Here is a 25661-nt window from a genome sequence, read left to right as displayed (position 1 = left end):
AGAATTATGCGCAAAATTATTGTAGGTTCACGAAAGAGTAAGCTAGCATTAACGCAAACAAACTGGTTTATTGATCAGTTAAAAGCACTTGGCTTACCATATGAATTTGAAGTGAAAGAAATTGTCACTAAAGGTGATGTGATTTTAGATGTTACTCTTTCAAAAGTAGGCGGAAAAGGTTTGTTCGTTAAAGAAATTGAGCATGCGTTACTTACGAAAGAAATCGATATGGCTGTACATAGTATGAAAGATATGCCAGCCGTACTTCCAGAAGGGTTAATGATTGGCTGTACACCAAAGCGTGTTGACCCTCGTGATGCTTTTATCTCAAAAAATGGAGCATTGTTTAAAGAGTTAGCGGAAGGTGCTATTTTAGGTACGAGTAGTTTAAGACGTAGTGCACAGCTACTCGCTGCGAGACCAGATTTACAAGTGAAGTGGATTCGCGGAAATATTGATACACGTTTACGTAAATTAAAAGAAGAGGATTACGATGCGATTATTTTAGCGACAGCTGGATTACAAAGAATGGGCTGGGATGATGAAGTTATTACAGAACATTTAGATGAAACGTTATGTGTACCTGCTGTAGGACAAGGTGCATTAGCGATTGAATGTCGTGAGGATGATAAGGATTTATTGCAGTTGTTAGCGCATATTAATGATGCGATAACAGAAAGAACAGTGGCAGCGGAGCGAGTATTTCTTCATAAACTTGAAGGTGGATGCCAAGTTCCAATCGCTGGATATGCAACCCTTACAGAAAACGATGCAATCGAATTAACAGCTCTTGTCGGCTCTATGGATGGTTCTGTTTTATTAAAAGAAACAGTAGTGGGTACTAATCCTGAAGAAGTAGGGTTAGAGGCCGCGGACCGTTTAATTAAACAAGGCGCCAAAGAACTCATTCTTGCTGCAAATAAGGAGCAACAATAAATATGAACGCTCTCGCTGGAAAAACGGTATTGATTACACGTGCCCAGCATCAAGCGAAACAAATGAGTGTAGCAGTGAAAGAAAAGAGCGGAATTCCATTGGAAATTCCGCTTTTGCGTATGGAAGGTATGTCTCATAGGCAAATTCAACATATTGAAGGGCAGCTACATTCGTATGACTGGGTTATTTTTACGAGCAGAAATGGTGTAGCTTTTTTTCTAGATAGTTTGAAAAAGAAACTACCACTAACCATTAAAATCGCTGCGGTAGGTGTGAAAACAAAATTAGAGTTAGAAAAAAGGGGCTATCAAGTTCATTTTGTTCCAACTTCATTTGTTGCAGAAGCATTTGCAGAAGAGTTTCTAAAAGAATTAAGTGGAAATGAACGTATTTTATTTCCAAAAGGAAATTTAGCAAGAGATGTAATACCAGTTAAACTTCGGGAAATTGGTGTTTCTCTAGATGAGTTAATCGTATACGGTACGAAAGTGAATATAGAAAAAAAGCAAGAGCTTATAGCAGCGTTGAAGTTAGGAGAAGTAGACATTATTACATTTACGAGCCCTTCAACTGTTACTAGTTTTGTTCGTTTACTTGAGGGTACAAACTGGAGAGAATGGACAAAAAAATGTACAATTGCTTGTATAGGACCTATTACGGAAAAAGAGGCAATTCGTTATTTTCCGTCTGTTATTGTGCCGAAAGAGTACACTGTAGAAGCATTGCTACAATGTGTTTGTGAATCTATAAAATGAAAGAATGGGGACAGAAATCTATGAACTCTTTACAATTTAATCGTCATCGTCGTTTAAGACAAAGCGGGGGCATGCGTGCGCTTGTACGTGAAACGTTTTTACATACGGAAGATTTTATTTACCCTATTTTTGTATTAGAAGGTGAAAATGTTCGTAATGAAGTTCCTTCTATGCCAGGCGTATATCAAATGTCTTTAGATTTATTGCAAGCTGAAATGCAAGAAGTTGTTGATTTAGGTATTCGTTCTGTTATTGTATTTGGTTTACCTGCTGAAAAGGATGAAGTTGGATCATCAGCATATTGTGATCATGGAATTGTACAACGTGCTATTCAACAAATTAAAGGTGATTTCCCTGAGCTAGTAGTAGTTGCGGATACATGTTTATGTCAATTTACAAGCCATGGTCATTGCGGTGTAATTGAAGATGGTATTATTTTAAATGACGAGTCTCTTGCAGTTCTTGCGAAAACAGCTGTAAGTCAAGCGAAAGCAGGAGCGGACATTATTGCGCCATCAAACATGATGGACGGCTTCGTAACAGCAATTCGCCATGCATTAGATGAAAATGGTTTTGGACACGTGCCAGTTATGTCGTACGCTGTGAAATATTCATCAGCATTTTATGGGCCATTCCGTGATGCTGCGCACGGTGCACCGCAATTTGGTGACCGTAAAACATATCAAATGGACCCAGCGAACCGTATGGAAGCATTCCGTGAAGCAGAATCAGATGTAATGGAAGGTGCTGATTTCTTAATTGTAAAGCCAGCTCTTTCTTACTTAGATATCATTCGTGATGTGAAAAATAACTTCAATTTACCAATCGTTGCTTACAACGTAAGTGGTGAATATTCGATGATTAAAGCGGCAGCGCAAAATGGCTGGATTAATGAAAAAGAAGTTGTTCTTGAAAAATTAATTAGTATGAAACGTGCAGGAGCAGACTTAATTATTACGTATCATGCGAAAGATGCAGCAAAATGGTTACAAGAAGGAGGCGCTAAATAATGAAAAAGTTTGATAAGTCGATTGCGGCGTTTGAAGAGGCACAAGACTTAATGCCTGGTGGCGTAAATAGCCCGGTTCGTGCTTTTAAATCTGTTGGGATGAATCCGTTGTTTATGGAGCGTGGAAAAGGCTCTAAAGTATATGATATTGATGGGAATGAATACATCGACTACGTATTATCATGGGGGCCTTTAATTCATGGTCATGCAAATGATCGTGTGGTAGAAGCGTTAAAATCAGTTGCTGAAAGAGGTACAAGCTTCGGTGCACCAACAGAAATTGAAAATAAATTAGCGAAACTTGTTATTGAGCGCGTACCATCAATTGAGATTGTGCGTATGGTTAACTCTGGAACGGAAGCGACAATGAGTGCACTACGTCTAGCTCGTGGTTATACAGGTCGTAATAAAATCTTGAAATTTATCGGTTGTTACCACGGTCATGGTGATTCGTTATTAATTAAAGCTGGTTCTGGTGTGGCGACTTTAGGTTTACCAGATAGCCCTGGTGTACCAGAAGGTGTAGCGAAAAATACGATTACAGTAGCTTATAATGATTTAGAAAGTGTGAAATACGCTTTTGAACAATTCGGTGATGATATTGCTTGTGTAATTGTAGAACCAGTGGCAGGGAATATGGGTGTAGTTCCTCCGCAACCAGGATTTTTAGAGGGGCTTCGTGAAGTAACAGAACAAAACGGTGCACTGCTTATTTTTGATGAAGTAATGACAGGGTTCCGTGTTGCTTATAACTGTGGACAAGGTTACTACGGTGTAACACCTGATTTAACTTGTTTAGGTAAAGTAATCGGTGGTGGCTTACCAGTAGGAGCGTACGGTGGTAAAGCAGAAATTATGCGCCAAGTTGCGCCAAGCGGACCGATTTACCAAGCTGGTACTTTATCAGGTAACCCACTTGCAATGGCAGCAGGTTATGAAACGTTAGTACAGTTAACGCCAGAATCATATGTAGAATTTGAGCGTAAAGCTGAAATGTTAGAAGCTGGATTACGTAAAGTAGCTGAAAAACATGGCATTCCGCATCATATTAACCGTGCAGGTTCTATGATTGGTATTTTCTTTACAGATGAGCCCGTTATTAATTACGATGCAGCAAAATCTTCAAACTTAGAATTCTTTGCGGCTTACTATCGTGAAATGGTAGAACAAGGTGTATTCTTACCGCCATCTCAATTCGAAGGTTTATTCTTATCGACAGCACATAGTGACGCAGATATTGAGGCGACGATTGCAGCAGCTGAAATTGCAATGTCAAAATTAAAATAATGTATTAGAGAAAAATCGCTCTCCATAAGGGGAGCGATTTTTTTTATTCATAAAGTAAGCTTTCCCTACATAAATCTGTAATGACATATAGTTTGGGAGGGGGAAAAGAAGTGGCTGCAGATCATTCGTTACGATTTTCATTAAAAGAATCTGTTTGGTTCCAAAAGGGACAGGAAGTCGATGAACTTTTGTCAATTTCGTTAGATCCAGACGTTGAGATAGAAGAGCTTGATCATGAAGTAATTGTGAGAGGGCAATTAGATTTAACGGGAGAGTATGTTGCACGAAAAGATGATTCGGCGTATTCATTAAGAGAACTATCGCCAGCAAAGTCAATTGATTATGTAGAAACAAGGGAAGATGGGGTTAATGAACTTGTTCATTCCTTTCCGCTTGAAATATCAATTCCGAGAAATCGAGTGAAAGTAATTGAAGAACTATATGTATCAATTGAGGAATTTGATTATGAATTAAAGGAAAATGGTTGCTTACAATTATTAGCGGATATATCTATTACCGGTTTATGTGATGAAGAGAGAAGCGAGGATGAAGCTGAAGAGGAAGAGACGGTGTATGCGGAGTTAGAAGAAGATTCAGCGCAAGAGGATGAAAATAGACCGGCGCCGCATGTAGAAGAACCAACATATAAGGAATCAGATGAGTGGGAAGATTACGCATTTGAACCGTTCCAGTTAGAGGAAAGAAAAGAACAGGAATTAGAAGAAGAGAAAATAGAAGAACATGAATTTGTGGAGCGTGAAGCGGAGCAAGAAACAACGCCGCAATTTGAATTGTTTGGGCGAAAAGATTTCAAGAAAGAAAAAGCGAAAAAGCAGGAAGAACAAGAAGAAGAGTACTCACAGCGAGATGAAAATGCGCTTTATTTAACAAAACTATTTACGAAAGAACCGGAAGAAGAATTTACAAAGTTAAGAATGTATTTCGTGCAAGAAGGGGATACAATTGAATCTATTGCAGAACGTTATGAAACGTCTGTACAAAATGTGTACCGTGTCAATCAAACAGAAGATATATTTTTAAATACGGGGCAAATTATTTATATTCCCGTTTCAAGGGTAAAGGCGAAATAAGGAAGTGAGTGTTTTCACTCGCTTCTTTTCTTAGAGGCTATGTTTTGAATAGAAAGGGTTATTCGTATGGATATTGAATTACGAAATCACTATGAACCTATCGTGAGGCAATATAGATTGGATACGCAGCATATGGAAGAGCACGGAAGTGTAATGAAAATTTATACGAATCAAGGTCCATATGCACTCAAGAAAATAGAAGGCAGAAAGTTAGAGCGGAATAATTTTCTGCATCATATTCAATATTTGAAGGAGAAAGGTTTTTCAAATTATGTACCTATATACCATGCGACGGATGGAAATTATATTTTAAGTGACGGGACGTATAATTATTATTTAATGCCTTGGTTAGAACGTGCAGAAGGAAACGGCGAAGACAATGATCAATACCATAAAATGTTTCAGACACTCGGAACGTTGCATCAAAAAACTGTGAAGGAAGAAACATATACGGAAGAAGATTTAGAAAAACATTATACAACTATATCCGATCGCTGGGAAAATGATGGTGAGATGTTAGAAGAGTTTCTCGTAGAATCTGAATCGAAATGGTATATGTCTCCGTTTGAATTACAATATTGCACGTACTATCATCATGTAATGAGAGCGCGTGAATTTGCAACGAAGCAATTAAATGAGTGGAACGATGCGATGAAAGAAAAAGAGAAAACACGTATTACTTTTGTGCATGGTAACGTGTCGCTTAATCATTTTTTATTTGACTATGAGCGGAATGGCTATTTTATTAGTTTGGAAAAATCGAAGTTTGCAACGCCTGTGCAAGATATAGTAGGTTTTTATTCGCGGTCTTTAAACACATATCCAATCGCAAGAAGTGATCGGTTTGAATGGTATCAAATGTATCAAAAAAATTTTCCATTTACGAAAGAAGAGCAACTTCTCATGTTTGCTTATATGACGTATCCATCACAATTTATTCGACAAATCGGGTCTTATAGGAAAAGAAAAGATAATCGCAGCGAGGAAAATGAACTGCGCGAAGTAAAGAGTTTGCAACAATCGCATTGGCTCGTTAGCAATATAGAATATTTCCTGTCACAATTACAAGCTGCCCAGCAAGGGAACGGGTAAAGTGAAACTTTAATCAGTGGGTGGCTCCCATCTAACTTCTTTGCTTCAGTTGAATTTTGAGGTGGGGGTCTTACTGCCCGCAAATAGCGGGATAAAGAAGATAAGTAGAGAATGCTACTTATCTTTTTTGTATTCACCCGAAAAGCCATAGTTTTAAATTTATCTTGACGAATAAGGTTTCGTTTTTTACACTATTGTATATAATAATTAACAATCATATAAATGCCTTGAAGGGGAAGAGTATAACATGAAACGTCTTCAGAGAGGAGAATCATTAGCTGGGAGATTCTCTAGATAGTTATGTTAGAAGGTAGCCCTGGAGCATCTTTTCTGAACGGAATAGTTCTCATTAGGAAAAGACGGATTTGTCCGTTATCAAATTAAGAGTATAAGCAAATTATGAATTTGTTTGTAAATAAAGGTGGTACCGCGATGTCCCTCGTCCTTTTTGGATGAGGGACATTTTTTATTTTAAGGAGGGAAAATAATGTCAAACACGGAAAAGAATTTACCAACTAAATATGATCATATGTCCGTTGAAGAAGGCCTTTATCAATGGTGGCTTGAAGGCAAGTATTTTGAAGCAACAGGAGACGAGAAGAAACAACCGTATACAATTGTAATTCCACCTCCGAACGTAACTGGTAAGTTACACTTAGGTCATGCTTGGGATACAACTCTTCAAGATATTTTAACTCGTACGAAGCGTATGCAAGGATACGATGTGTTATGGCTTCCAGGAATGGACCATGCTGGTATCGCAACACAAGCGAAAGTAGAAGGAAAACTTCGTGAAGAAGGTATTTCACGTTACGATCTTGGCCGTGAGAAATTCCTTGAAAAAGCTTGGGAGTGGAAAGAAGAGTACGCTTCTCACATTCGTCAACAATGGGGGAAAGTTGGTTTAGGGCTAGACTATTCTCGCGAACGTTTCACATTAGACGAAGGTTTATCTGATGCGGTTAATAAAGTATTCGTTCAATTATACGAAAAAGGCTTAATTTACCGCGGTGAATATATTATCAACTGGGATCCAGCAACACGCACAGCTCTTTCTGATATTGAAGTAATTCATAAAGAAGTTCAAGGTGCATTCTACCATATGAACTATCCGTTAACAGACGGTTCAGGTCACATTCGCCTTGCTACTACTCGTCCAGAAACGATGATTGGTGATACAGCGGTAGCAGTTCATCCAGAAGATGATCGTTACAAACATTTAATCGGAAAAACAGTTACACTTCCAATCGTAGGCCGTGAGATTCCGATTATTGCTGATGAGTACGTAGAAAAAGACTTCGGAACAGGCGTTGTAAAAATTACACCAGCTCATGATCCGAACGACTTTGAAGTGGGTAACCGTCATGACTTACCACGCATCTTAGTAATGAACGAAGATGGATCGATGAACGAGAAAGCTGGTAAGTATAACGGTATGGATCGTTTCGAATGCCGTAAAGAATTAGTGAAAGACTTACAAGAAGCTGGCGTATTAGTAGAAATCGAGCCTCATATGCATTCAGTAGGTCATAGTGAGCGTAGCGGTGCAGTAGTTGAGCCTTACTTATCAACACAATGGTTCGTAAAAATGGCTCCACTTGCAGAAAAAGCAGTAGCACTTCAACAAAAAGAAGAAGAAAAAGTAACGTTCGTACCAGAGCGTTTTGAAAACACATATTTACGCTGGATGGAAAACATTCATGACTGGTGTATTTCTCGTCAATTATGGTGGGGACACCGCATCCCAGCTTGGTATCATAAAGAAACTGGTGAAGTATACGTAGGTACAGAAGCACCAGCAGATATTGAAAACTGGAATCAAGATAACGACGTACTTGATACATGGTTCAGTTCAGCGTTATGGCCATTCTCAACACTTGGTTGGCCAAATGAAGATTCAGCAGACTTCAAACGTTACTATTCAACAGATGCACTAGTAACTGGTTATGACATCATCTTCTTCTGGGTATCTCGTATGATTTTCCAAGGTTTAGAGTTTACAGGCGAGCGTCCATTTAAAGATGTATTAATTCACGGTTTAGTTCGTGATGAGCAAGGTCGTAAGATGAGTAAATCTCTTGGTAACGGTATTGACCCAATGGATGTTATCGAGAAGTACGGTGCAGATGCAATGCGCTATTTCTTATCAACAGGAAGTGCACCAGGTCAAGATTTACGTTTCAGCATGGAAAAAGTAGAATCTACTTGGAACTTCATTAATAAAATTTGGAACGCATCACGTTTCGTATTAATGAACATGGATGACATGAAGTATGAAGAAATCGATTTAACTGGTGAAAAATCAGTTGCAGATAAGTGGATCTTAACTCGCTTAAACGAAACGATCGAGAGTGTAACACGTAACATGGATAAATATGAGTTCGGTGAAGCTGGTCGTTCATTATACAACTTCATTTGGGACGATTTCTGTGACTGGTACATTGAAATGGCGAAACTTCCACTATACGGTGAAGATGAAGCAGCTAAGAAAACAACTCGTTCTATTTTAGCTTACGTATTAGATCAAACAATGCGTCTATTACACCCATTCATGCCATTCGTAACAGAGAAAATTTGGCAACATTTACCGCATGAAGGCGAATCTATTACAGTAGCTGCGTGGCCAACAGTTCGCGAAGATTTACAAGATACGGAAGCGGCAGCAGAAATGCACCTTCTAGTTGATATCATTCGTTCTGTTCGTAACATCCGTGCAGAAGTTAATACGCCAATGAGCAAAAAAGTTCAAATGCAAATTAAAGCAAAAGATGAGGCTGTACTTGCTCAACTTACGAAAAATAGCTCTTACATTGAGCGTTTCTGTAACCCAAGTGAATTAACAATTCAAACGGATTTACAAGCGCCAGAAAAAGCGATGACTGCAATCGTATCAGGTGCGGAGTTATTCTTACCGTTAGCTGATCTTATCAATCTTGATGAAGAGAGAGCTCGTCTTGAGAAAGAACTTGAGAAGTTTGATAAAGAAGTAGAACGTGTACAGAAGAAACTTTCTAACCAAGGTTTCGTAGCGAAAGCTCCTGCAGCGGTTATTGAAGGAGAGCGTGCGAAAGAGCAAGATTACCTAGAAAAACGCGAAGCAGTTCGTCAACGTCTAGCAGATCTTGAAAAGTAAAAATGTTTTTAGAGACTCACTATATTGGTGAGTCTCTTTTCTTTGCGTATAATAGAACTATGAAAGTTGTCTTTTGAAAGGGGAAAAGCATACGTGATACATACATACGAAGAAGCGATAGGGTGGATTCATACCCGGTTGAAATTTGGTATTAAACCAGGATTAGAAAGAATGAGTTGGATGCTAGAAGAGCTCGGAAATCCAGAGCGTCATATAAAATGTGTTCATCTTGCTGGTACAAATGGAAAAGGTTCAACGTTAACATATATGCGCTACATGTTAGAAGGCGCGAAATATAAGGTAGGAACGTTTACCTCTCCTTACATCGAAACATTTAATGAGCGCATTAGTGTGAATGGAACACCAATTGCAGATGAAGAGATTACTGAACTCGTAAAGATGGTAAAGCCAGTCGTTGAAAAGCTAGATGAGACAGATTTAGGGGAAGCGACTGAGTTTGAAATTATTACTGTTATGGCAATTTGCTATTTCGGTAAAGTCAATTTCTGTGATGTTGTTTTATTTGAAACAGGGCTTGGTGGACGTTTTGATTCTACCAATGTTATACACCCTGTTCTCACGATTATTACGAATATCGGTCACGATCATATGCATATTTTAGGGAATACACTAGGAGAAATTGCATATGAAAAGGCGGGGATTATTAAGTCTGGCGTGCCGGTAATTACTGGTGTACAAGATGAAGAAGCTTTGCAAGTCATTCAAAATGTTGCAAAGGAAAATCATGCAAACTTATACGAACTTGGCAATCATTTTACAGTGTTACATAAACAGTCTAACGAAGATGGGGAACAGTTTGATTTTACTTGTCCTTTTTCCGCATTTGAAGATTTGCAAATCTCAATGAAAGGTATTCATCAAGTAGGAAATGCAGCGCTAGCACTTATGGCGGTAATGTATGTAAAAACATATTTATCATTTTTAATTGAGGAAGAGGTAATAAGAACGGGATTACGGGAAGCGTATTGGATTGGGCGCTTTGAAAAGCTACAAAGTAACCCGGATATTATTATAGATGGTGCTCATAATCCAGAAGGTATTGAAAGCCTTGTGAAAACAGTAGAAGCGCATTATAAAGATAAAAATGTAATAGTTTTATTTACTGCCCTTGGTGATAAACAATTGCATAACATGGTAGGCCAATTAGAAACCATTGCAGATGAAATTATTTTTACAACATTCGCCTTTGATCGTGCTATTTCTGCCGACAAGCTTGCATCATATTCGCAAAAAGAATCAAAACTAGTTTTTGAAAATTGGAAAGAGGCAATTGATACAAAAGTTGAAATGATAGGGAAAAATGATGTTTTTATCATAACAGGTTCTCTTTATTTCATTTCTGAAGTTCGAAAATATATTCGAGAGAAAAACTAGATAGTCTTTGCTATCTAGTTTTTTTGTTCTACAAATGAAGTCAAATGCATACATATAAGATAAATATATAGGGTTATTTGGCGAATTCCTCTGACAAATATCTCGTTTTTTTGTGAAATGAATATGATATGATGCGGACAACGATAAGAGGTGAGGTGTGAGTGTATGGACAAGCAATCACGAACGATCTCAGTGAAAGTGAATGGAACAGAAGCGAAGTATGAGGAAAAGAAGAAAGATGAATTTGAATGGATGGTAGTAGAAAGTGAACGACCGAAAAATGTTGTTCCGTTTCAAAAAGCGAAATCAATGTCTGTGGAAAAATACCGAAAGAAGTGGAGTAATACATTAATTGCAATCGTTGCAACCGCAATTATTATCGGTACGGCGTTTGGAATGGGGATGCTTCATTTACTTACTGGACAAGGAACAACAGGAGGAAGTGAAGTAACTGCTTCAAGGCCGACTGGAAATGGAGAATCAAAGGTGGGTGGAACGGCAGAACAAACACCAGCACCGAAAGAAGAAAAACAAAAGGCGCAGGCAGGAACGTCATTGGATCCGATGAAATTATTTTTTGTTCAAGGGGGGCTTTATTCTTCTGAAGAAAAAGGACAGGCAGCTCTTGAAGAATGGAAAGGCAATGGGGGCATTGGTGCTTTGAGACCGAGCGGGGATAAGTATGCAATAGTTGTTGGTATTGCTAGCGATGAACAGGCTATAAATCAATTAATGACTAAGTATAAAAATGATGGTGTCTCCGTTTTAAAGAAGAACTGGGATATAACAGATAAAGCATTGCTGAAAGATGATAAAGAAGTAGGAACATTTTTAACAAAAGTGCAGCCATTATACACTCATTTAGCAAAATATGCTTCTAGCGTACAAGTTGGTGGAAAAAGCAGCGCAAAAGATATAGAAGCGATTGAAAAAGAATGGAAAGTGATTGAAAAAGAAGGGAAAAGTATGAAGCGAGAAGAAGCAAAGAAACTGTATATGTATACGTCGGTAGCTGTACAAACAGTAAAAGATGGGAAAATGGATAAGGAATCTTTGGCGAAATTAAATCAAGTTATTATTGATGGCTTACTCTCGTATGAAAAAATTGTTTCGTAGAAAGTGAAATGATAGGATAATAAAATGAGTAAGAAAGAAGTACATGTACTTCTTTCTTTTCTTTTGAATTTAGAGCAAAGTGCTTTCTCTATGACAGGAATATAATCGTATGCAATAAAGAAGTGTTATTTTTAGTTAGAGAAATTAATATTTCTTTCATTTGTGGGCAAACTATTCCTTTGATACGATTGATATAAATTGTTCTGCTTCATGTGAGAAAGGAAGGAGAAAATATGAAAAAAATAATTTTAGCTTCAGGGTCACCTCGGAGGAAGGAATTGCTTGAGTTAGCTAGCGTACCATTTGAAATCGTTGTAAGTGAAGTAGAGGAAACAATTGGTGCATATTCATCGCCTTCTGATATTGTAATGTCGCTTGCCTTGCAAAAAGCATCAGCGGTTGCAGAAAATAATAGTGATCACATTGTGTTAGGTGCAGATACAATTGTTACATATGAGTCGCGTATTCTTGGTAAGCCTTCTAATGAGGATGAGGCGAAAGAGATGTTACAATTACTATCAGGGAAAACACATGAAGTGTATACAGGTGTTGCGATTATATCAAAAGAAAAAACGGTTACTTTTTATGAGCGTACAGAAGTTACGTTTTGGGAATTAACAGAAGAGGAAATTGATACATACGTCGCGTCGAAAGAACCTCTTGATAAAGCAGGTAGTTATGGGATTCAAGGTAAAGGGTCTATTTTCGTTCAACATATTCAAGGGGACTACTATAGTGTAGTTGGCTTACCAATTGCACGTCTCGTTCGGGAATTAAAACAATTTGATATTGATGTAACCCATGCGTAAAATTGCATGGGGTTTTCTTTGAGAGAACAAATAAAGGGGTGGAGAGATGAACGGTATTCGTGATGTTGTAAGAGAAGAACAACCACGGGAGCGTTTATTGTTAGAAGGTGCTGGAAGTTTATCAAATCGAGAGCTTCTCGCAGTGTTGCTCAGAACAGGTTCTAAAGAAGAAACAGTTTTAAAGTTGTCGGATAAAATTTTACACCAATTTGATGGCTTGCGTATGTTGAAAGATGCAACATTAGAAGAGCTAATTAGTATACATGGTGTTGGGATTTCAAAGGCATCGCAACTTATGGCGGCCTTTGAACTAGGTAGAAGAATGGTACGTTTAGAATATCAAAATAGATATAGTATTCGAAGTCCAGAAGATTGTGCGAAATACATGATGGAAGAAATGCGTTTTTTACAACAAGAGCATTTTGTTTGTTTATATTTAAATACAAAAAATCAAGTTATACATAGGCAAACGATCTTTATTGGAAGTTTAAACACGTCAATTGTACACCCAAGGGAAGTTTTTAAAGAAGCCTTCCGTCGTGCAGCAGCCTCTATCATATGTCTCCATAACCATCCCTCAGGAGACCCCACGCCGAGCCGTGAAGATATTGAAGTAACAAAACGCTTAGTAGAATGTGGCCAGATTATCGGAATTGAAGTGCTTGATCATATTATAATAGGTGACCATAAATTCGTGAGTTTAAAGGAAAAAGGTCATATTTAAGACTATGCTTTTTACTTATTTTGTTTTATAATGTGATTTATGAGTTTTTTGTAGAAATTTATCTACAAAAAGGATAAAGATATAAAAAACGTACTGTTTTTATAATATAAAGTAAGAAAAAATGAGTCCGTGAAAACAAGAAAGGAAGATAAATAATATGTTTGGATTTGGTGGATTTACTCGCGATCTTGGAATAGACTTAGGAACTGCGAACACGCTTGTATATGTAAAAGGAAAAGGTGTAGTTTTACGTGAACCTTCAGTAGTTGCGTTACAAACTGATACGAAACAAATCGTTGCTGTAGGTAGCGACGCAAAACAAATGATTGGTCGTACACCAGGGAACGTTGTGGCACTTCGCCCGATGAAAGACGGTGTAATTGCTGATTATGAAACAACTGCAACAATGATGAAATATTACATTCAACAAGCTCAAAAATCAAACGGTTTCTTTTCACGTAAGCCGTATGTAATGGTATGTGTACCATCTGGTATTACAGCTGTAGAAAGACGTGCAGTAATCGATGCGACTCGTCAAGCGGGTGCTCGTGATGCTTATCCTATCGAAGAACCATTTGCAGCAGCAATTGGTGCAAACTTACCTGTTTGGGAACCAACTGGTAGTATGGTTGTTGATATCGGTGGTGGTACAACAGAAGTTGCAATTATTTCTTTAGGTGGTATTGTAACAAGCCAATCAGTTCGTGTTGCTGGTGATGATATGGACGATTCAATCATTCAGTACATTAAGAAAAGCTATAACTTAATGATTGGTGAAAGAACAGCTGAAGCATTAAAATTAGAAATTGGTTCTGCAGGCGAGCCAGAAGGTATCGAGCCTATGGAAATTCGCGGTCGTGATTTAGTAAGTGGTTTACCAAAAACAGTACTAATTCAGCCAGAAGAAATTGCGGATGCATTAAAAGATACAGTAGATGCGATTGTAGAATCAGTTAAAAATACGTTAGAAAAAACTCCACCGGAATTAGCGGCTGATATTATGGACCGCGGTATCGTATTAACAGGTGGCGGGGCATTACTACGTAACTTAGATAAAGTAATTAGTGAAGAAACAAAAATGCCAGTTCTTGTTGCAGAAGATCCATTAGATTGCGTAGCAATTGGAACGGGTAAAGCATTAGACAATATCGATCTTTTCAAAACTGCTGCTCGATAATATTGCAAAATAAAAATCAGTGAAATTAAGAGGGTGTGAACGTGCCACAGTTTTTCTTAAACAAAAGATTAATTGTTTTGTTGGTTAGTATTATTCTTCTCGTGGCATTGATTGGAATCTCATTGAAAGAACGGAACAGTTTAACATGGCCAGAGCAGTTTGTTAAAGACACTGTCGGTGTTGTAGAACGTGTATTCCAAAAGCCAGCGAAATACGTAGCTGGATTCTTCGAAAATGTAGAGGATGTAAAGCGCACGTATGAAGAGAATAAAGAATTAAAAGCAAAATTAGATAATTATGCAGGTCTATCAGGGAAAGTAAAACAATTAGAAGATGATAACAAGAAGCTACAAGAGCTAACTGGTAAGAAAGAGTTAAATAGCGGGTATACTGAAATTCCAGCTACTGTTGTTTCTCGTAATCCAGATAAATGGTACGATTTAATTGGAATTGATAAAGGGGCACAGCAAGGAATTAAAAAAGATATGGCTGTAGTAACTTCACAAGGGTTAGTTGGAAGAGTGAAAAGTGTATCTCAGTTTACATCATCAGTAGAATTACTAAGTTCTATGAGCCGAACAAATCGCGTTTCTGCTATTGTACAAGGGCAAGAGAAAATCTTTGGTTTGATTGAAGGTTATGACAAAGAAAAACAATTACTTCTTTTCACAAAGATTGGCTCTGATGCACCGGTAGCAAAAGATCAACTAGTTGTAACATCTGGACTTGGTGATATTTTCCCGAAAGGTCTTGTAATTGGAAAAATCGTTGATGTTCAGCCGGATGCATATGGCTTAACAAAAACAGCTTATGTAAAACCTGCCGCTGATTTAAATGACGTAGAGCATATTACGGTTGCTAAACGTGCAACACCTTCAGCGCCATTAGAATAGGAGGAGAAGAAGAGATGATGAAGATATTAAAAAGAGCAGCTCTTCCTCTTTTGCTCCTTTTTGTGTTTCTATTTGAAAATATGTTTGCTACAGTTGTTCCAACGGATGTGTTTTGGAAAGACAGTATAGCAGCACCGCATTTCTTTATAATCGTCTTATGTTTTATTACAGTGTATTATAGTCCGGTCCAAGGGATTTATTACGGACTATTATTTGGCTTCTTATTTGATACCGTATACACAGAACTTGTCGGGATATATATTTTTGCTTATCCGATTTTAGCTTATTTAGTTTATAGTGTGATGAAAGTATTACAATTGAATTTATTTATTGTTGTTTCTATCATATTAGCTAGCATTGTAGCACTAGAGTATTATGTGTATGGATTCTTAACTTTGTTAGGACGTACTCATATGCCGGCGCATGTCTTTTTCACAGATCGTCTCCTTTCTACTTTATTGTTAAATGCTATTTTCTTATTGATAGTTTGTTTCCCACTGAGACGATATATAGTGCGTCTTTCAAAAGCGATGGAAGAAAAAGAAAAAAGGATTTTCTAATTTTATGTCGAATTGAATCGGTGGGGTGAACTTTAGTGGAAGAAAAAAAGCAACAAAATGTAACGATAAAAGGGACAAAAGATGGGATAACGCTTCATTTAGATGATTGTTGTTCATTCTCAGAATTATTGATGGAATTAGACGAAAAACTTTCTACACATTACTACGATGGTGATGGGCGCTCTTTAATTGAAGTGCATGTGAAAGTAGGAAATCGTTATTTAACAGAAGTCCAACAAGAAGAGATTCGTACGTTAATTCGTAATAAAAAGAATCTTGTTGTGGATTCAATTGAAAGTGATGTTATCACTAAAGCAGAAGCAATAGCTTGGAAAGAAGAAACAGAAATTGTCCCTATTTCCAAAATTGTTCGCTCTGGACAAGTTTTACATGTAAAAGGAAATTTGTTGTTAATTGGAGATGTTAATCCAGGCGGAACGGTTATCGCTGGGGGGAATATTTTTGTTGTAGGATCATTAAGAGGAATTGCGCATGCTGGGTATTATGGGGATTCGGATGCTGTAATCGCTGCATCTGTTATGAACCCGATGCAACTTCGAATTAGTGATGTGGCAATGCGGGCTCCGGAAGAGAAAGAAGACGGAGCGGAGGCGGCAGAATGTGCGTATATTAATGAGAACAATCACATTGTTGTCGATCGCCTGCAACTTCTCACTCATCTTAGACCTAATTTAACAAAGTTAGAAAGGGGAATTGTATAGCTGTGGGAGAGGCAATAGTAATTACATCTGGAAAAGGCGGAGTAGGTAAAACTACAACGTCTGCGAACATTGGTACGGCCCTAGCGTTATCTGGAAAGAAAGTGTGCTTAATTGACACAGATATCGGTCTTCGAAATTTAGACGTAGTAATGGGGCTGGAAAATCGTATTGTATTTGATCTTGTTGATGTCGTTGAAGGGCGTTGCCGTTTACCTCAGGCTCTTATTAAAGATAAACGTTTTGATGATCTTTATTTATTACCTGCAGCACAAACGAGTGATAAATCAGCGGTAACACCTGAACAAATGGATGAATTAATACAAGTATTACGTCAAGATTATGATTACATATTAATTGATTGTCCTGCGGGGATTGAGCAGGGGTTTAAAAATGCGGTAGCTGGTGCGGATAAAGCAATCGTTGTTACGACGCCAGAAGTATCCTCAATGCGCGATGCGGATCGTATTATTGGGCTTTTAGAAAAAGAGGATATTGAACCACCGAAACTTGTTATTAACCGTGTACGTAGTCATATGCTTCATGAACAGGATATGTTAGATGTTGATGAAATTGTACGTACATTGTCAATCGAGCTTCTTGGTGTTGTCGAAGATGACGATGAAGTTATTCGAGCTACAAATACAGGTGAACCTGTGGCGTTGCAACCAAGCGGAAAAGCAGCGTTGGCTTATCGTAATATTGCAAGACGCTTGTTAGGTGAGAATGTACCATTACAAGCATTTGAACAAGAAAAGGTATCGGTATTTGCAAAGGTGAAAAACTTCTTTGGAATCCGTTAAGAGCACTTCGCATATATGCGAAGTGCTTTCTTTTTTCTTCACACGAATATCTTTCTTTCTTAGCTCATACATATGTACAAACTGTATACAACTGTTTCTATTGAAATTAGCTTAACGAAAGAAAGGAGACAGTATGAAGAATAGACGCGTAGAAGAAATTAAAAAGCGGATTGCAAAAAGGAAGGCCGAGCAAGAAAGGATGGAGGAAGAGCAGTATTTTACCGGAGGGAATTTTGATAGCGAAACAGTATTTATTGAAGATGGAGAAAAGGAAATGCATCCTTTATTTCGAAAGGAAGTCTTTTTCTTCAAAGTTTTATTATCAGCAATATTAGTTCTTTCGGTTGCTATTTTATATAAGAATGCTCCTTCTTCATTCAATGGAGCTAAAGCTGTTACAGAAAAAGTGATGAAAGAGGAATTTCAGTTTGCTACTGTAGCGAAATGGTACGAAAAGCAATTTGGAAAACCGCTCGTATTCTATTCGCCAAACGAGAAAAAAGAAGGAAGTATTCAGCAAAAAGATTATGCAATTCCTGCTTCTGGAAAGGTAATGCAAGGGTTTCAAAAAAATGGCCAAGGTGTATTTGTCCAAACAGCTACAAATGCAACAGTTGAGTCAGTGAATGAAGGATTAGTTGTTTTTGCGGGTAAGAAAGAGGAACTTGGAAATACAGTTCAAATTCAACATGCAGATGGTACGGAGTCATGGTATGCAAACTTAAACGATATGTCAGTGAAATTATATGATTACGTTTCAAAAAAACAAAAAATTGGAACGGTGAGTAATGATACAAATGATAAAAATGGAAAGTTTTATTTTGCGATAAAAAAGAATGAAAAATTTATTGATCCGATCCAGGTGATATCATTTGATTAAATATAGGGACGTTTTAACGAAAATTTCCGTGCATCCATTATTTTGGGTTATTATTGTCATTGGTATTTTTACTGCACGTTTTAAAGAGTTACTACTGTTATTTTGTATCGTTCTTATTCATGAACTTGGGCATGCTTTTGCAGCAGCACACTATAATTGGCGTATAAAAAGAATTCAGCTTTTGCCGTTTGGTGGTGTCGCCGAGCTTGAGGAACATGGTAATAAGTCATTGAAAGAGGAACTTGTTGTCGTAATTGCAGGACCGATTCAACATGTTTGGATGATGCTGGTAGGTTATATGTTGTTTGAAGCCGGTTGGCTGAATGCAGAGTTATATTATTTCTTTATGTGGAATAATATAATTATTTTAGCGTTTAATTTACTCCCTATTTGGCCGTTAGATGGCGGGAAAGTATTGTTTAATATACTATCATATCGTTTTCCTTATTTACAAGCACATGAAAAGATGATGAAATTGTCATGTGTTTTTTTGGGTGTAATATTAGGATGGCAGTTGCTCTGGAATAGTAACAATATTATGATGTGGGTACTACTCATATTTTTGGCAGTGTCGTTATATCAAGAGTGGAAACAAAGACGGTATGCATTTATGCGTTTTTTATTAGAACGTTATTATGGAAATAAAAGAGGGATTGAAAAGATTGCACCTATTGAAGTGCAATCAGAAGATCATTTATATAAGATATTCACAAAATTTCGTAGAGGATATAAGCATTCTATTATCGTCCGTGGAAAATATAAAGAGCATTACACATTGGATGAAAATGAATTGCTCTATGCATATTTTACTGAAAAACGAACAACTTCATCAGTTGAAGAATTAATCGGTTAGTGTTGACGATAGCACTAACCTTTTATTATTGTAAAAGCAAAGAAGATTATAAAGTGAGGAAATAATTTTGAAAACGTTATATGTGAATTACGCTGGTTCGGAAAAGCGCGTTGCAATTGAAGAGAAGAACAAGATTGTTGAGTTTTTATGGAAACGTAATGAAGAGCAAGAAATTGTTGGGCATATTTATGTTGGACGTATCGTAAGAACAATTGCTGGAATGAACGCAGCTTTTGTAAACATCGGTTTAGAAAAACATGCGTATCTTTCATACGATGATGTACCAGCTTCTTATCGTATACATGAAGGGCAAGCGATACTCGTACAAGTTGTGAAAGAGGCAATTGATACGAAAGGGCCTAAGTTGACAGCGAATATAGAATTTACCGGGAAATATGTCGTTTATATGCCGTTTGATGAGATGCGAGCTGTTTCTCGGAAAATAAAAAATAATAAAAGAAGACAACAGTTACTTGAAATTGAAGTAGAAGGAACGGGAGGTTACATTTTCCGCTCTGCCTCTGAAAAAGGGGAAATTGAAGAAATACAAGCTGAAATGCAAGGGTTACAACAGTTGTATGAAGAGTTAAAAAGAAAAGAGAATCAAGGGAAGGCGCCGTTATTACTTCATCGACCGGCGACCTTTTTAGATCGTGTATTTCAAGAGAACCCAATTGAAACAATTGAAAAAGTAGTTGTAGATACAAGAAGTATAGTAAAAGAATTAGAAGACAAAGTTGGAAAAGAAAAAGTATCTTTTTATAATGAAAAGTCTTCGATGTTTAACCATTTTGGAATAGAGCGTGAAATTGAGAAAGCACTCCAAAAAATTGTGTGGCTTCCAAATGGTGCTTATTTAATTGTAGAGCAAATGGAGACGATGACTGTAATTGATGTGAATACGGGCAAGTTTACTGGAAAACAAAATTTACAAGATACAGTACTTCGCACAAATGAGATGGCAGCTGAAGAAATTGCACGCCAATTAAGACTTCGTGATATTGGTGGTATGATATTAATTGATTTTATTAATATGAAAAAAAGAGAAGATAAAGAAAAGGTAAGAGAATGTCTCATAGCTGCTATGAAAGATGATCGTACTTATACAAGAGTGCTTGGATTTACTGAGTTAGGAATTTTGGAGATGACACGAAAACGTAAAAAACATTCTTTACGTGACGTATTACTAGAAGAGTGTGTATCTTGCAAAGCGACGGGTTATGTAATGTCGTATGAAACAATTGCGTATGAGCTAGAGAGAGAATTAATCACATATGGCAACATAGAGGATGAGGCAGTATTAATCGCTGCGCCTAAAGAACTGCAAAAACAATTTTTGCAAAAAGAATTACAAAAAAATATTCCATTTGAAATTTATTTCAAAGATGATATTATCGAAAAGTACGCTATTATCCGTTTTGGAAGTAAAAAAGAAATTGTAGAACGGAAAAAATAGTTAGTAGAAGATTCATTGACAATACTCAATGAATTATGGTAACATCTTTATGTTATAGTTTATAGCACCTAAACGGCTATATGCTACAACCGCACAAGACAGGTTCCCTAAAGGCATTTATGTCTACCTCGTTTTTGGCGAGTCTTAGTAATTAAGAGGAGGTGCAAGTATGTACGCAATTATCGAAACAGGTGGAAAACAAATTAAAGTTGAAGCTGGTCAAGCAATCTACATTGAAAAATTAGATGTTGAAGCTGGTGAAACTGTTACTTTTGACAAAGTTCTTTTCGTTGGTGGCGAAAACGTTAAAGTTGGTAGCCCAGTTGTAGAAGGTGCAACAGTTACTGCGAAAGTTGAAAAACAAGGTCGCGCTAAGAAAATCATCGTTTTCAAATACAAAGCGAAAAAGAACAATCGTAAGAAACAAGGTCATCGTCAACCTTACACTAAGCTAGTTGTTGAAGCTATCAACGCTTAATTCTGGTTAACATGATTAAAATTACGATAAGTCGCACGAAATTAGGAAGTATCCAATCATTTAAAATGACTGGACATGCCGATTATGCGCCACATGGACAAGACCTTGTCTGTGCTGGAACTACAGCGGTTGTGTTTGGTTCTATAAATGCAGTGGAAGAACTTTGTAATGTGCAGGCAACTATTGAACTCGGAAGTGATGGCGGATTCTTAACGTATGAATTGCCTAATGATTTAGACGTTCATGCAGCAGAAAAAGCACAGATACTTTTAGAAGGATTGGTTGTTTCGCTTAAGACGATCGAACTTGATTACGGAAAGTATATCCGTTTAATAGAAAAAGTGCAGGAGGTGTAACGTATGTTAAGATTAGATCTTCAGTTTTTCGCATCTAAGAAAGGTGTAGGTAGTACAAAGAACGGTCGTGACTCTCAGTCAAAACGTCTTGGTGCTAAACGCGCAGATGGTCAAACGGTTTCAGGTGGTTCAATTCTTTACCGTCAACGCGGTACAAAAATTTATCCAGGTGTTAACGTTGGTCGTGGTGGCGATGACACTTTATACGCGAAAGTTGACGGCGTAGTACGCTTTGAGCGTCTTGGCCGTGACCGCAAACAAGTGAGCGTATATCCTGTTGCTCAAGAAGCATAAGAACTCACGGAAAACTCTAACCTGAGTGCAGGTTAGAGTTTTTCTATATTAAGGGGTATCTAAATGAATGAAAAATGGACAATTATAGATGCATTGCGCCATTCAAGACATGATTGGCTCAATCGTATGCAGATGGTGAAAGGAAACCTTTCACTTGGAAAAGTGGAAGAAATTCATAGTCTCATCGATCGTTTTGTCCAAGAAGCGAGACAAGAATCCAATCTGATGGGGTTATCAATGCCTTTATTTTCAGAGTGGATTTTAACATATAATTGGAAACAGCAGCCGTGCTTATTGGAGTACGAAGTATTAGGGAAATTACATAACTTATCTCACTTAGATGAGACTGTATGTACATGGACGAATCAATTTTTCTCAATGCTTCAGCATAGTTTAGACGTATATGTTGAAAATTATGTTTGTATCACAATTGAATGTGACGCGGAGAATGCTCGTTTCTTTTTTGATTTTCGTGGTAAGCTAACGAGTGTAGAAGAACTACAGAATTGGCTTGCGACCCAAAACAATAAATGGTATTCCATTTCTTATACAGTGCGAGACGAAGAAGTCTCAGTTATATTACAACCAATTGAAAAAAGTGTGGTGAAATAATGTTTGTAGATCAGGTCAAGATATATGTAAAAGGCGGCGACGGTGGTAACGGTATGGTTGCGTATCGTCGTGAGAAGTATGTTCCTAAAGGTGGCCCAGCAGGTGGCGACGGCGGTAAAGGTGCAGATGTTGTTTTCGTAGTTGAGGAAGGCTTACGTACATTAATGGACTTCCGCTACCAACGTCATTTCAAAGCTGATCGCGGTCAGCACGGAATGAGTAAAGGTCAGCACGGACGTAAATCTGAAGATTTAATCGTAAAGGTTCCACCAGGAACAATAGTAAAAGATGAAAAAACTGGTCAAATTCTTGCCGATTTAGTAACGCATGAACAAACTGCTGTAATCGCAAGAGGTGGCCGAGGTGGCCGTGGTAACTCACGTTTCGCAACAGCTACGAACCCAGCACCAGAAATCGCTGAGAACGGAGAACCAGGTCAAGAACGTGATGTCATTCTAGAACTTAAAGTACTAGCAGATGTTGGACTTGTTGGATTCCCAAGTGTAGGTAAATCTACATTATTATCTGTTGTATCATCAGCACGTCCGAAAATTGCAGAGTATCACTTTACAACAATCGTTCCGAATCTTGGTGTTGTTGAAACTGGTGATAACCGCAGCTTCGTGATGGCTGACCTTCCTGGACTAATTGAAGGCGCACATGCTGGCGTTGGACTTGGACACCAATTCTTACGTCATATCGAGCGTACACGTGTAATTGTACATGTTATTGATATGTCTGGTTTAGAAGGCCGTGAGCCATATGAAGATTATGTTACAATCAATAATGAATTAAAAGAATACAATATGCGTTTAACAGAGCGTCCACAAGTTGTTGTAGCAAACAAAATGGATATGCCAGATGCAGAAGAGAACTTACAAGCATTTAAAGAGAAAGTGGGAGACGAAGTAAAAATCTTCCCAATCTCAGCTGTAACGAAACAAGGTGTTCGTGATTTACTATTTGAAGTAGCGAACTTATTAGAAACAACACCAGAATTCCCAATGTACGATGTTGTCGAAGAGTCTGAAGCAAGTGTAATGTATAAATTTGATGCTGAAAGTCTTAAATTTGAAATTACACGTGAAAGTGACGGCACGTTTGTTATTTCTGGTTACGATATCGAGAAGACATTCAAAATGACAGACTTCTCACGTGATGAGTCTATACGTCGTTTCGCTCGCCAAATGCGTGGAATGGGTATTGATGAAGCGCTTCGTGCACGTGGTGCAAAAGACGGAGATATTGTAAAAATTCTTGAATATGAATTTGAATTTATCGACTAAGACTGCCGAAATAGGGCAGTCTTTTTTTATATCGTAAAAATCAGATTTATATAGGAAAAAATCCCCACTAATTAAATTTTCAATTTATAATAAAAAGGGGAGTGGTTTTAGAAGAATTCTTTTATGGGGAGAAAACGAACATGTATAAAATATTAATTGTAGAAGATGATGAGAAAATCGCGGGAATATTAGAAGAGCATTTAGAAAGGTATGGCTATCAATCATTTAGAGCAAGTGATTTACGTCATATAAAAGATGAGTTTGTAAAAGTAAATCCTCATCTCGTGTTACTTGATATTAATTTACCGTACTTTGACGGTTTTTATTGGTGTCGTCAAATTCGTACTGTATCGAATGCGCCGATTATTTTTGTTTCTGCAAGAACAGGGGAAATGGATCAAGTAATGGCGATTGAAAATGGCGGGGATGATTATATTACGAAGCCATTCCATTTAGATATCGTAATGGCAAAGGTGAAGAGTGCACTTCGCCGTGGTTATGGAGAGTATGCTTCTGCTGCTGAGAGTGATTGTTTAGGTGTAAATGGACTGTTGTTATTCCCGTCCCAGCATATTGTTGAGTGGCAGGGACAACAAACTGAACTGACAAAAAATGAGTTTTACTTATTAGAGTGTTTAATGAAACAGGTGAATCAATATGTAACGCGCGAAGAACTGTTAGAAGCCCTATGGGATGAAGTAGCATTTGTGGATGATAATACATTAACCGTAAATGTAAAACGTGTAAGGAAGAAGCTAGAGGAGCTAGGCATTAAAAATGCAATTGTAACGAAACGTGGATATGGTTATGCGCTTCTTACAGAGTGGGGCGAAGGGCATGAAGGTTAAAAATTACCTTATGGACCGCTTTTCTTTAATTCTTTCTTATATTGTTAGCCTTTGTTTATTTGGGCTCGTTTTGCAGTTGCAAAGTCTTTTAGAAAAGAAATCCATTGATTGGAGTACGTGGTTATATGGACTTTTGTTAGGAACAGTTGTGTTTATTGTATACCTCATTTACGATTACCGAAAACGGAGTGTGTTTTTAAAGAGGATCCAAAAGTATGTTAATGGCGGAAATACATTACATGACTCTTTACTTATTGATGAATCTTATACATTAGAGCAAGAAATGGTCGTTGAATCTTTTACGTTATTAAGACAGCAATATATGAATGAAGTTCATAAACAGCATGCGAAAGAGCAACAGCAAATGATATTTATGAACCAATGGGTTCACCAAATGAAAACACCAGTATCTGTTATTGAATTATTGTTGCAGAAGTTTGGCAAGGAGCATCGTGAGGCAAGAGCAACAGTTGAAAGTATTCGTGAAGAAAATAACCGTATACTAAATGGTTTAGATTTAGCGTTACATATGGCAAGGCTAGAGCAGTTCGCGAAGGATTATAAAGTAGAAGTAGTAAATGTTATAGATGTCGTGCGAGGTATTATTAATGAAAATCGAAAATCCTTCATTCAATCGTCTGTATTTCCGAAAGTGATGTTTGAAGAAGATACTTGTATGGTTGCATCTGATAGAAAATGGCTGAGTATTGCTATAGGTCAAATTGTTGTAAACGCAATCAAGTATACAAAAATTTCAGCGGCAGAGAAAAAAGAAATTCAATTTCAAATTGAAGAGAAAAATCAAAAGGTGTTATTACATATTAAGGACAATGGAATTGGTATTCCAGAGCAAGACGTAAAGCGCATATTTGATCCATTCTTTACGGGAATAAATGGACGTAAGACGAGAGAAGCGACTGGGATGGGCTTATATATTACGAAGGAAATTTGCGATAATTTACATCATGGAATGTATGTTCAATCGGCTGAAGGAGAAGGGACAACATTCACGTTCCAATTTGCAAAAGATGAAGAATATCATACATTAATGAGAAAAATGACAAAACTGTAAGATAACAAAACGTTTTGTAAGGGAAAT

General features: G+C 37.5%; 26 protein-coding genes and 2 other annotated features. All 26 genes read left to right on the top strand.

Annotated elements, in window-relative coordinates:
* The first annotated feature begins 6 nt into the window (after positions 1-6).
* On the top strand, positions 7-936 hold the full coding sequence (hemC, locus tag AC241_RS22145; RefSeq protein ID WP_050844552.1) for a hydroxymethylbilane synthase: 930 nt from the start codon (positions 7-9) through the stop codon (positions 934-936).
* Between the two features lie 2 nt (positions 937-938).
* Positions 939-1691, top strand: coding sequence for a uroporphyrinogen-III synthase (gene hemD / locus AC241_RS22140; RefSeq protein ID WP_016080169.1), 753 nt, complete (start codon positions 939-941; stop codon positions 1689-1691).
* Positions 1692-1711: 20 nt separating this feature from the next.
* Positions 1712-2701 (top strand): porphobilinogen synthase, encoded by a 990-nt coding sequence (gene hemB, locus AC241_RS22135; protein WP_029443370.1) that lies wholly within the window; start codon positions 1712-1714, stop codon positions 2699-2701.
* Positions 2701-3987 (top strand): glutamate-1-semialdehyde 2,1-aminomutase, encoded by a 1287-nt coding sequence (gene hemL / locus AC241_RS22130; RefSeq protein WP_050844551.1) that lies wholly within the window; start codon positions 2701-2703, stop codon positions 3985-3987. The genes hemB and hemL overlap by 1 nt, the downstream gene beginning before the upstream one ends.
* Before the next feature lie 80 nt (positions 3988-4067).
* Positions 4068-5078 (top strand): stage VI sporulation protein D, encoded by a 1011-nt coding sequence (spoVID, locus tag AC241_RS22125; RefSeq protein ID WP_140163894.1) that lies wholly within the window; start codon positions 4068-4070, stop codon positions 5076-5078.
* 66 nt (positions 5079-5144) lie between these two features.
* A complete protein-coding gene (gene ysxE, locus AC241_RS22120) occupies positions 5145-6170 on the top strand; it encodes a spore coat protein YsxE (protein ID WP_016080172.1) in 1026 nt (341 codons plus the stop codon).
* Between the two features lie 218 nt (positions 6171-6388).
* Positions 6389-6620 (top strand) — a binding site (T-box leader).
* A 37-nt stretch (positions 6621-6657) separates the two neighbouring features.
* A complete protein-coding gene (locus AC241_RS22115) occupies positions 6658-9303 on the top strand; it encodes a valine--tRNA ligase (RefSeq protein ID WP_050844550.1) in 2646 nt (881 codons plus the stop codon).
* Between the two features lie 93 nt (positions 9304-9396).
* Positions 9397-10698: a bifunctional folylpolyglutamate synthase/dihydrofolate synthase gene (locus tag AC241_RS22110; protein ID WP_029443369.1), complete on the top strand. Its 1302-nt coding sequence runs from the start codon at positions 9397-9399 to the stop codon at positions 10696-10698.
* A 165-nt stretch (positions 10699-10863) separates the two neighbouring features.
* On the top strand, positions 10864-11814 hold the full coding sequence (locus AC241_RS22105; protein WP_016080175.1) for a hypothetical protein: 951 nt from the start codon (positions 10864-10866) through the stop codon (positions 11812-11814).
* A gap of 233 nt (positions 11815-12047) precedes the next feature.
* Positions 12048-12623 carry a Maf family protein gene (locus tag AC241_RS22100; RefSeq protein WP_029443367.1) on the top strand — a complete coding sequence of 192 codons (576 nt, stop codon included), beginning with the start codon at positions 12048-12050 and terminating at the stop codon, positions 12621-12623.
* A 46-nt stretch (positions 12624-12669) separates the two neighbouring features.
* Complete coding sequence (gene radC / locus AC241_RS22095; RefSeq protein ID WP_016080177.1) at positions 12670-13347, top strand: DNA repair protein RadC; 678 nt, start codon at positions 12670-12672, stop codon at positions 13345-13347.
* A gap of 157 nt (positions 13348-13504) precedes the next feature.
* Positions 13505-14524, top strand: coding sequence for a cell shape-determining protein MreB (gene mreB, locus AC241_RS22090; protein WP_000466736.1), 1020 nt, complete (start codon positions 13505-13507; stop codon positions 14522-14524).
* Positions 14525-14565: 41 nt separating this feature from the next.
* Positions 14566-15417 carry a rod shape-determining protein MreC gene (gene mreC / locus AC241_RS22085; protein WP_016080178.1) on the top strand — a complete coding sequence of 284 codons (852 nt, stop codon included), beginning with the start codon at positions 14566-14568 and terminating at the stop codon, positions 15415-15417.
* 14 nt (positions 15418-15431) lie between these two features.
* Positions 15432-15977: a rod shape-determining protein MreD gene (gene mreD / locus AC241_RS22080; protein WP_000975765.1), complete on the top strand. Its 546-nt coding sequence runs from the start codon at positions 15432-15434 to the stop codon at positions 15975-15977.
* 35 nt (positions 15978-16012) lie between these two features.
* Positions 16013-16699 carry a septum site-determining protein MinC gene (gene minC / locus AC241_RS22075; protein WP_000391521.1) on the top strand — a complete coding sequence of 229 codons (687 nt, stop codon included), beginning with the start codon at positions 16013-16015 and terminating at the stop codon, positions 16697-16699.
* Between the two features lie 2 nt (positions 16700-16701).
* Entirely contained in the window at positions 16702-17499 is a 798-nt protein-coding gene (gene minD / locus AC241_RS22070; RefSeq protein WP_000503309.1) for a septum site-determining protein MinD, read from the top strand.
* A 133-nt stretch (positions 17500-17632) separates the two neighbouring features.
* Positions 17633-18379, top strand: coding sequence for a stage IV sporulation protein SpoIVFA (spoIVFA, locus tag AC241_RS22065; protein WP_029443366.1), 747 nt, complete (start codon positions 17633-17635; stop codon positions 18377-18379).
* The gene (gene spoIVFB, locus AC241_RS22060) at positions 18372-19232 is read left to right on the top strand and encodes a stage IV sporulation intramembrane metalloprotease SpoIVFB (protein WP_050844549.1); all 861 of its coding nucleotides are present in this window, start codon (positions 18372-18374) and stop codon (positions 19230-19232) included. The genes spoIVFA and spoIVFB overlap by 8 nt, the downstream gene beginning before the upstream one ends.
* A gap of 67 nt (positions 19233-19299) precedes the next feature.
* A complete protein-coding gene (locus tag AC241_RS22055) occupies positions 19300-20688 on the top strand; it encodes an Rne/Rng family ribonuclease (RefSeq protein ID WP_050844548.1) in 1389 nt (462 codons plus the stop codon).
* A 77-nt stretch (positions 20689-20765) separates the two neighbouring features.
* Positions 20766-20843, top strand: a sequence feature (ribosomal protein L21 leader region).
* A gap of 14 nt (positions 20844-20857) precedes the next feature.
* Positions 20858-21166: a 50S ribosomal protein L21 gene (rplU, locus tag AC241_RS22050; protein WP_000270907.1), complete on the top strand. Its 309-nt coding sequence runs from the start codon at positions 20858-20860 to the stop codon at positions 21164-21166.
* A gap of 11 nt (positions 21167-21177) precedes the next feature.
* Entirely contained in the window at positions 21178-21522 is a 345-nt protein-coding gene (locus tag AC241_RS22045) for a ribosomal-processing cysteine protease Prp (protein ID WP_002094147.1), read from the top strand.
* Between the two features lie 3 nt (positions 21523-21525).
* The gene (rpmA, locus tag AC241_RS22040; protein WP_000944957.1) at positions 21526-21816 is read left to right on the top strand and encodes a 50S ribosomal protein L27; all 291 of its coding nucleotides are present in this window, start codon (positions 21526-21528) and stop codon (positions 21814-21816) included.
* A 63-nt stretch (positions 21817-21879) separates the two neighbouring features.
* The gene (locus AC241_RS22035; protein ID WP_001003587.1) at positions 21880-22428 is read left to right on the top strand and encodes a sporulation initiation phosphotransferase B; all 549 of its coding nucleotides are present in this window, start codon (positions 21880-21882) and stop codon (positions 22426-22428) included.
* Positions 22428-23714, top strand: coding sequence for a GTPase ObgE (gene obgE, locus AC241_RS22030; RefSeq protein ID WP_000497121.1), 1287 nt, complete (start codon positions 22428-22430; stop codon positions 23712-23714). The genes AC241_RS22035 and obgE overlap by 1 nt, the downstream gene beginning before the upstream one ends.
* Positions 23715-23854: 140 nt before the next feature.
* Positions 23855-24562 carry a response regulator transcription factor gene (locus AC241_RS22025; RefSeq protein WP_043935320.1) on the top strand — a complete coding sequence of 236 codons (708 nt, stop codon included), beginning with the start codon at positions 23855-23857 and terminating at the stop codon, positions 24560-24562.
* Positions 24552-25634: a HAMP domain-containing histidine kinase gene (locus AC241_RS22020; RefSeq protein ID WP_050844547.1), complete on the top strand. Its 1083-nt coding sequence runs from the start codon at positions 24552-24554 to the stop codon at positions 25632-25634. The genes AC241_RS22025 and AC241_RS22020 overlap by 11 nt, the downstream gene beginning before the upstream one ends.
* The last annotated feature ends 27 nt before the right edge of the window (positions 25635-25661 follow it).

This window comes from Bacillus thuringiensis, from assembly GCF_001182785.1.
Taxonomy (GTDB): Bacteria; Bacillota; Bacilli; order Bacillales; family Bacillaceae_G; genus Bacillus_A; species Bacillus_A thuringiensis_S.
This window is presented reverse-complemented; position numbering and strand designations above follow the sequence as displayed.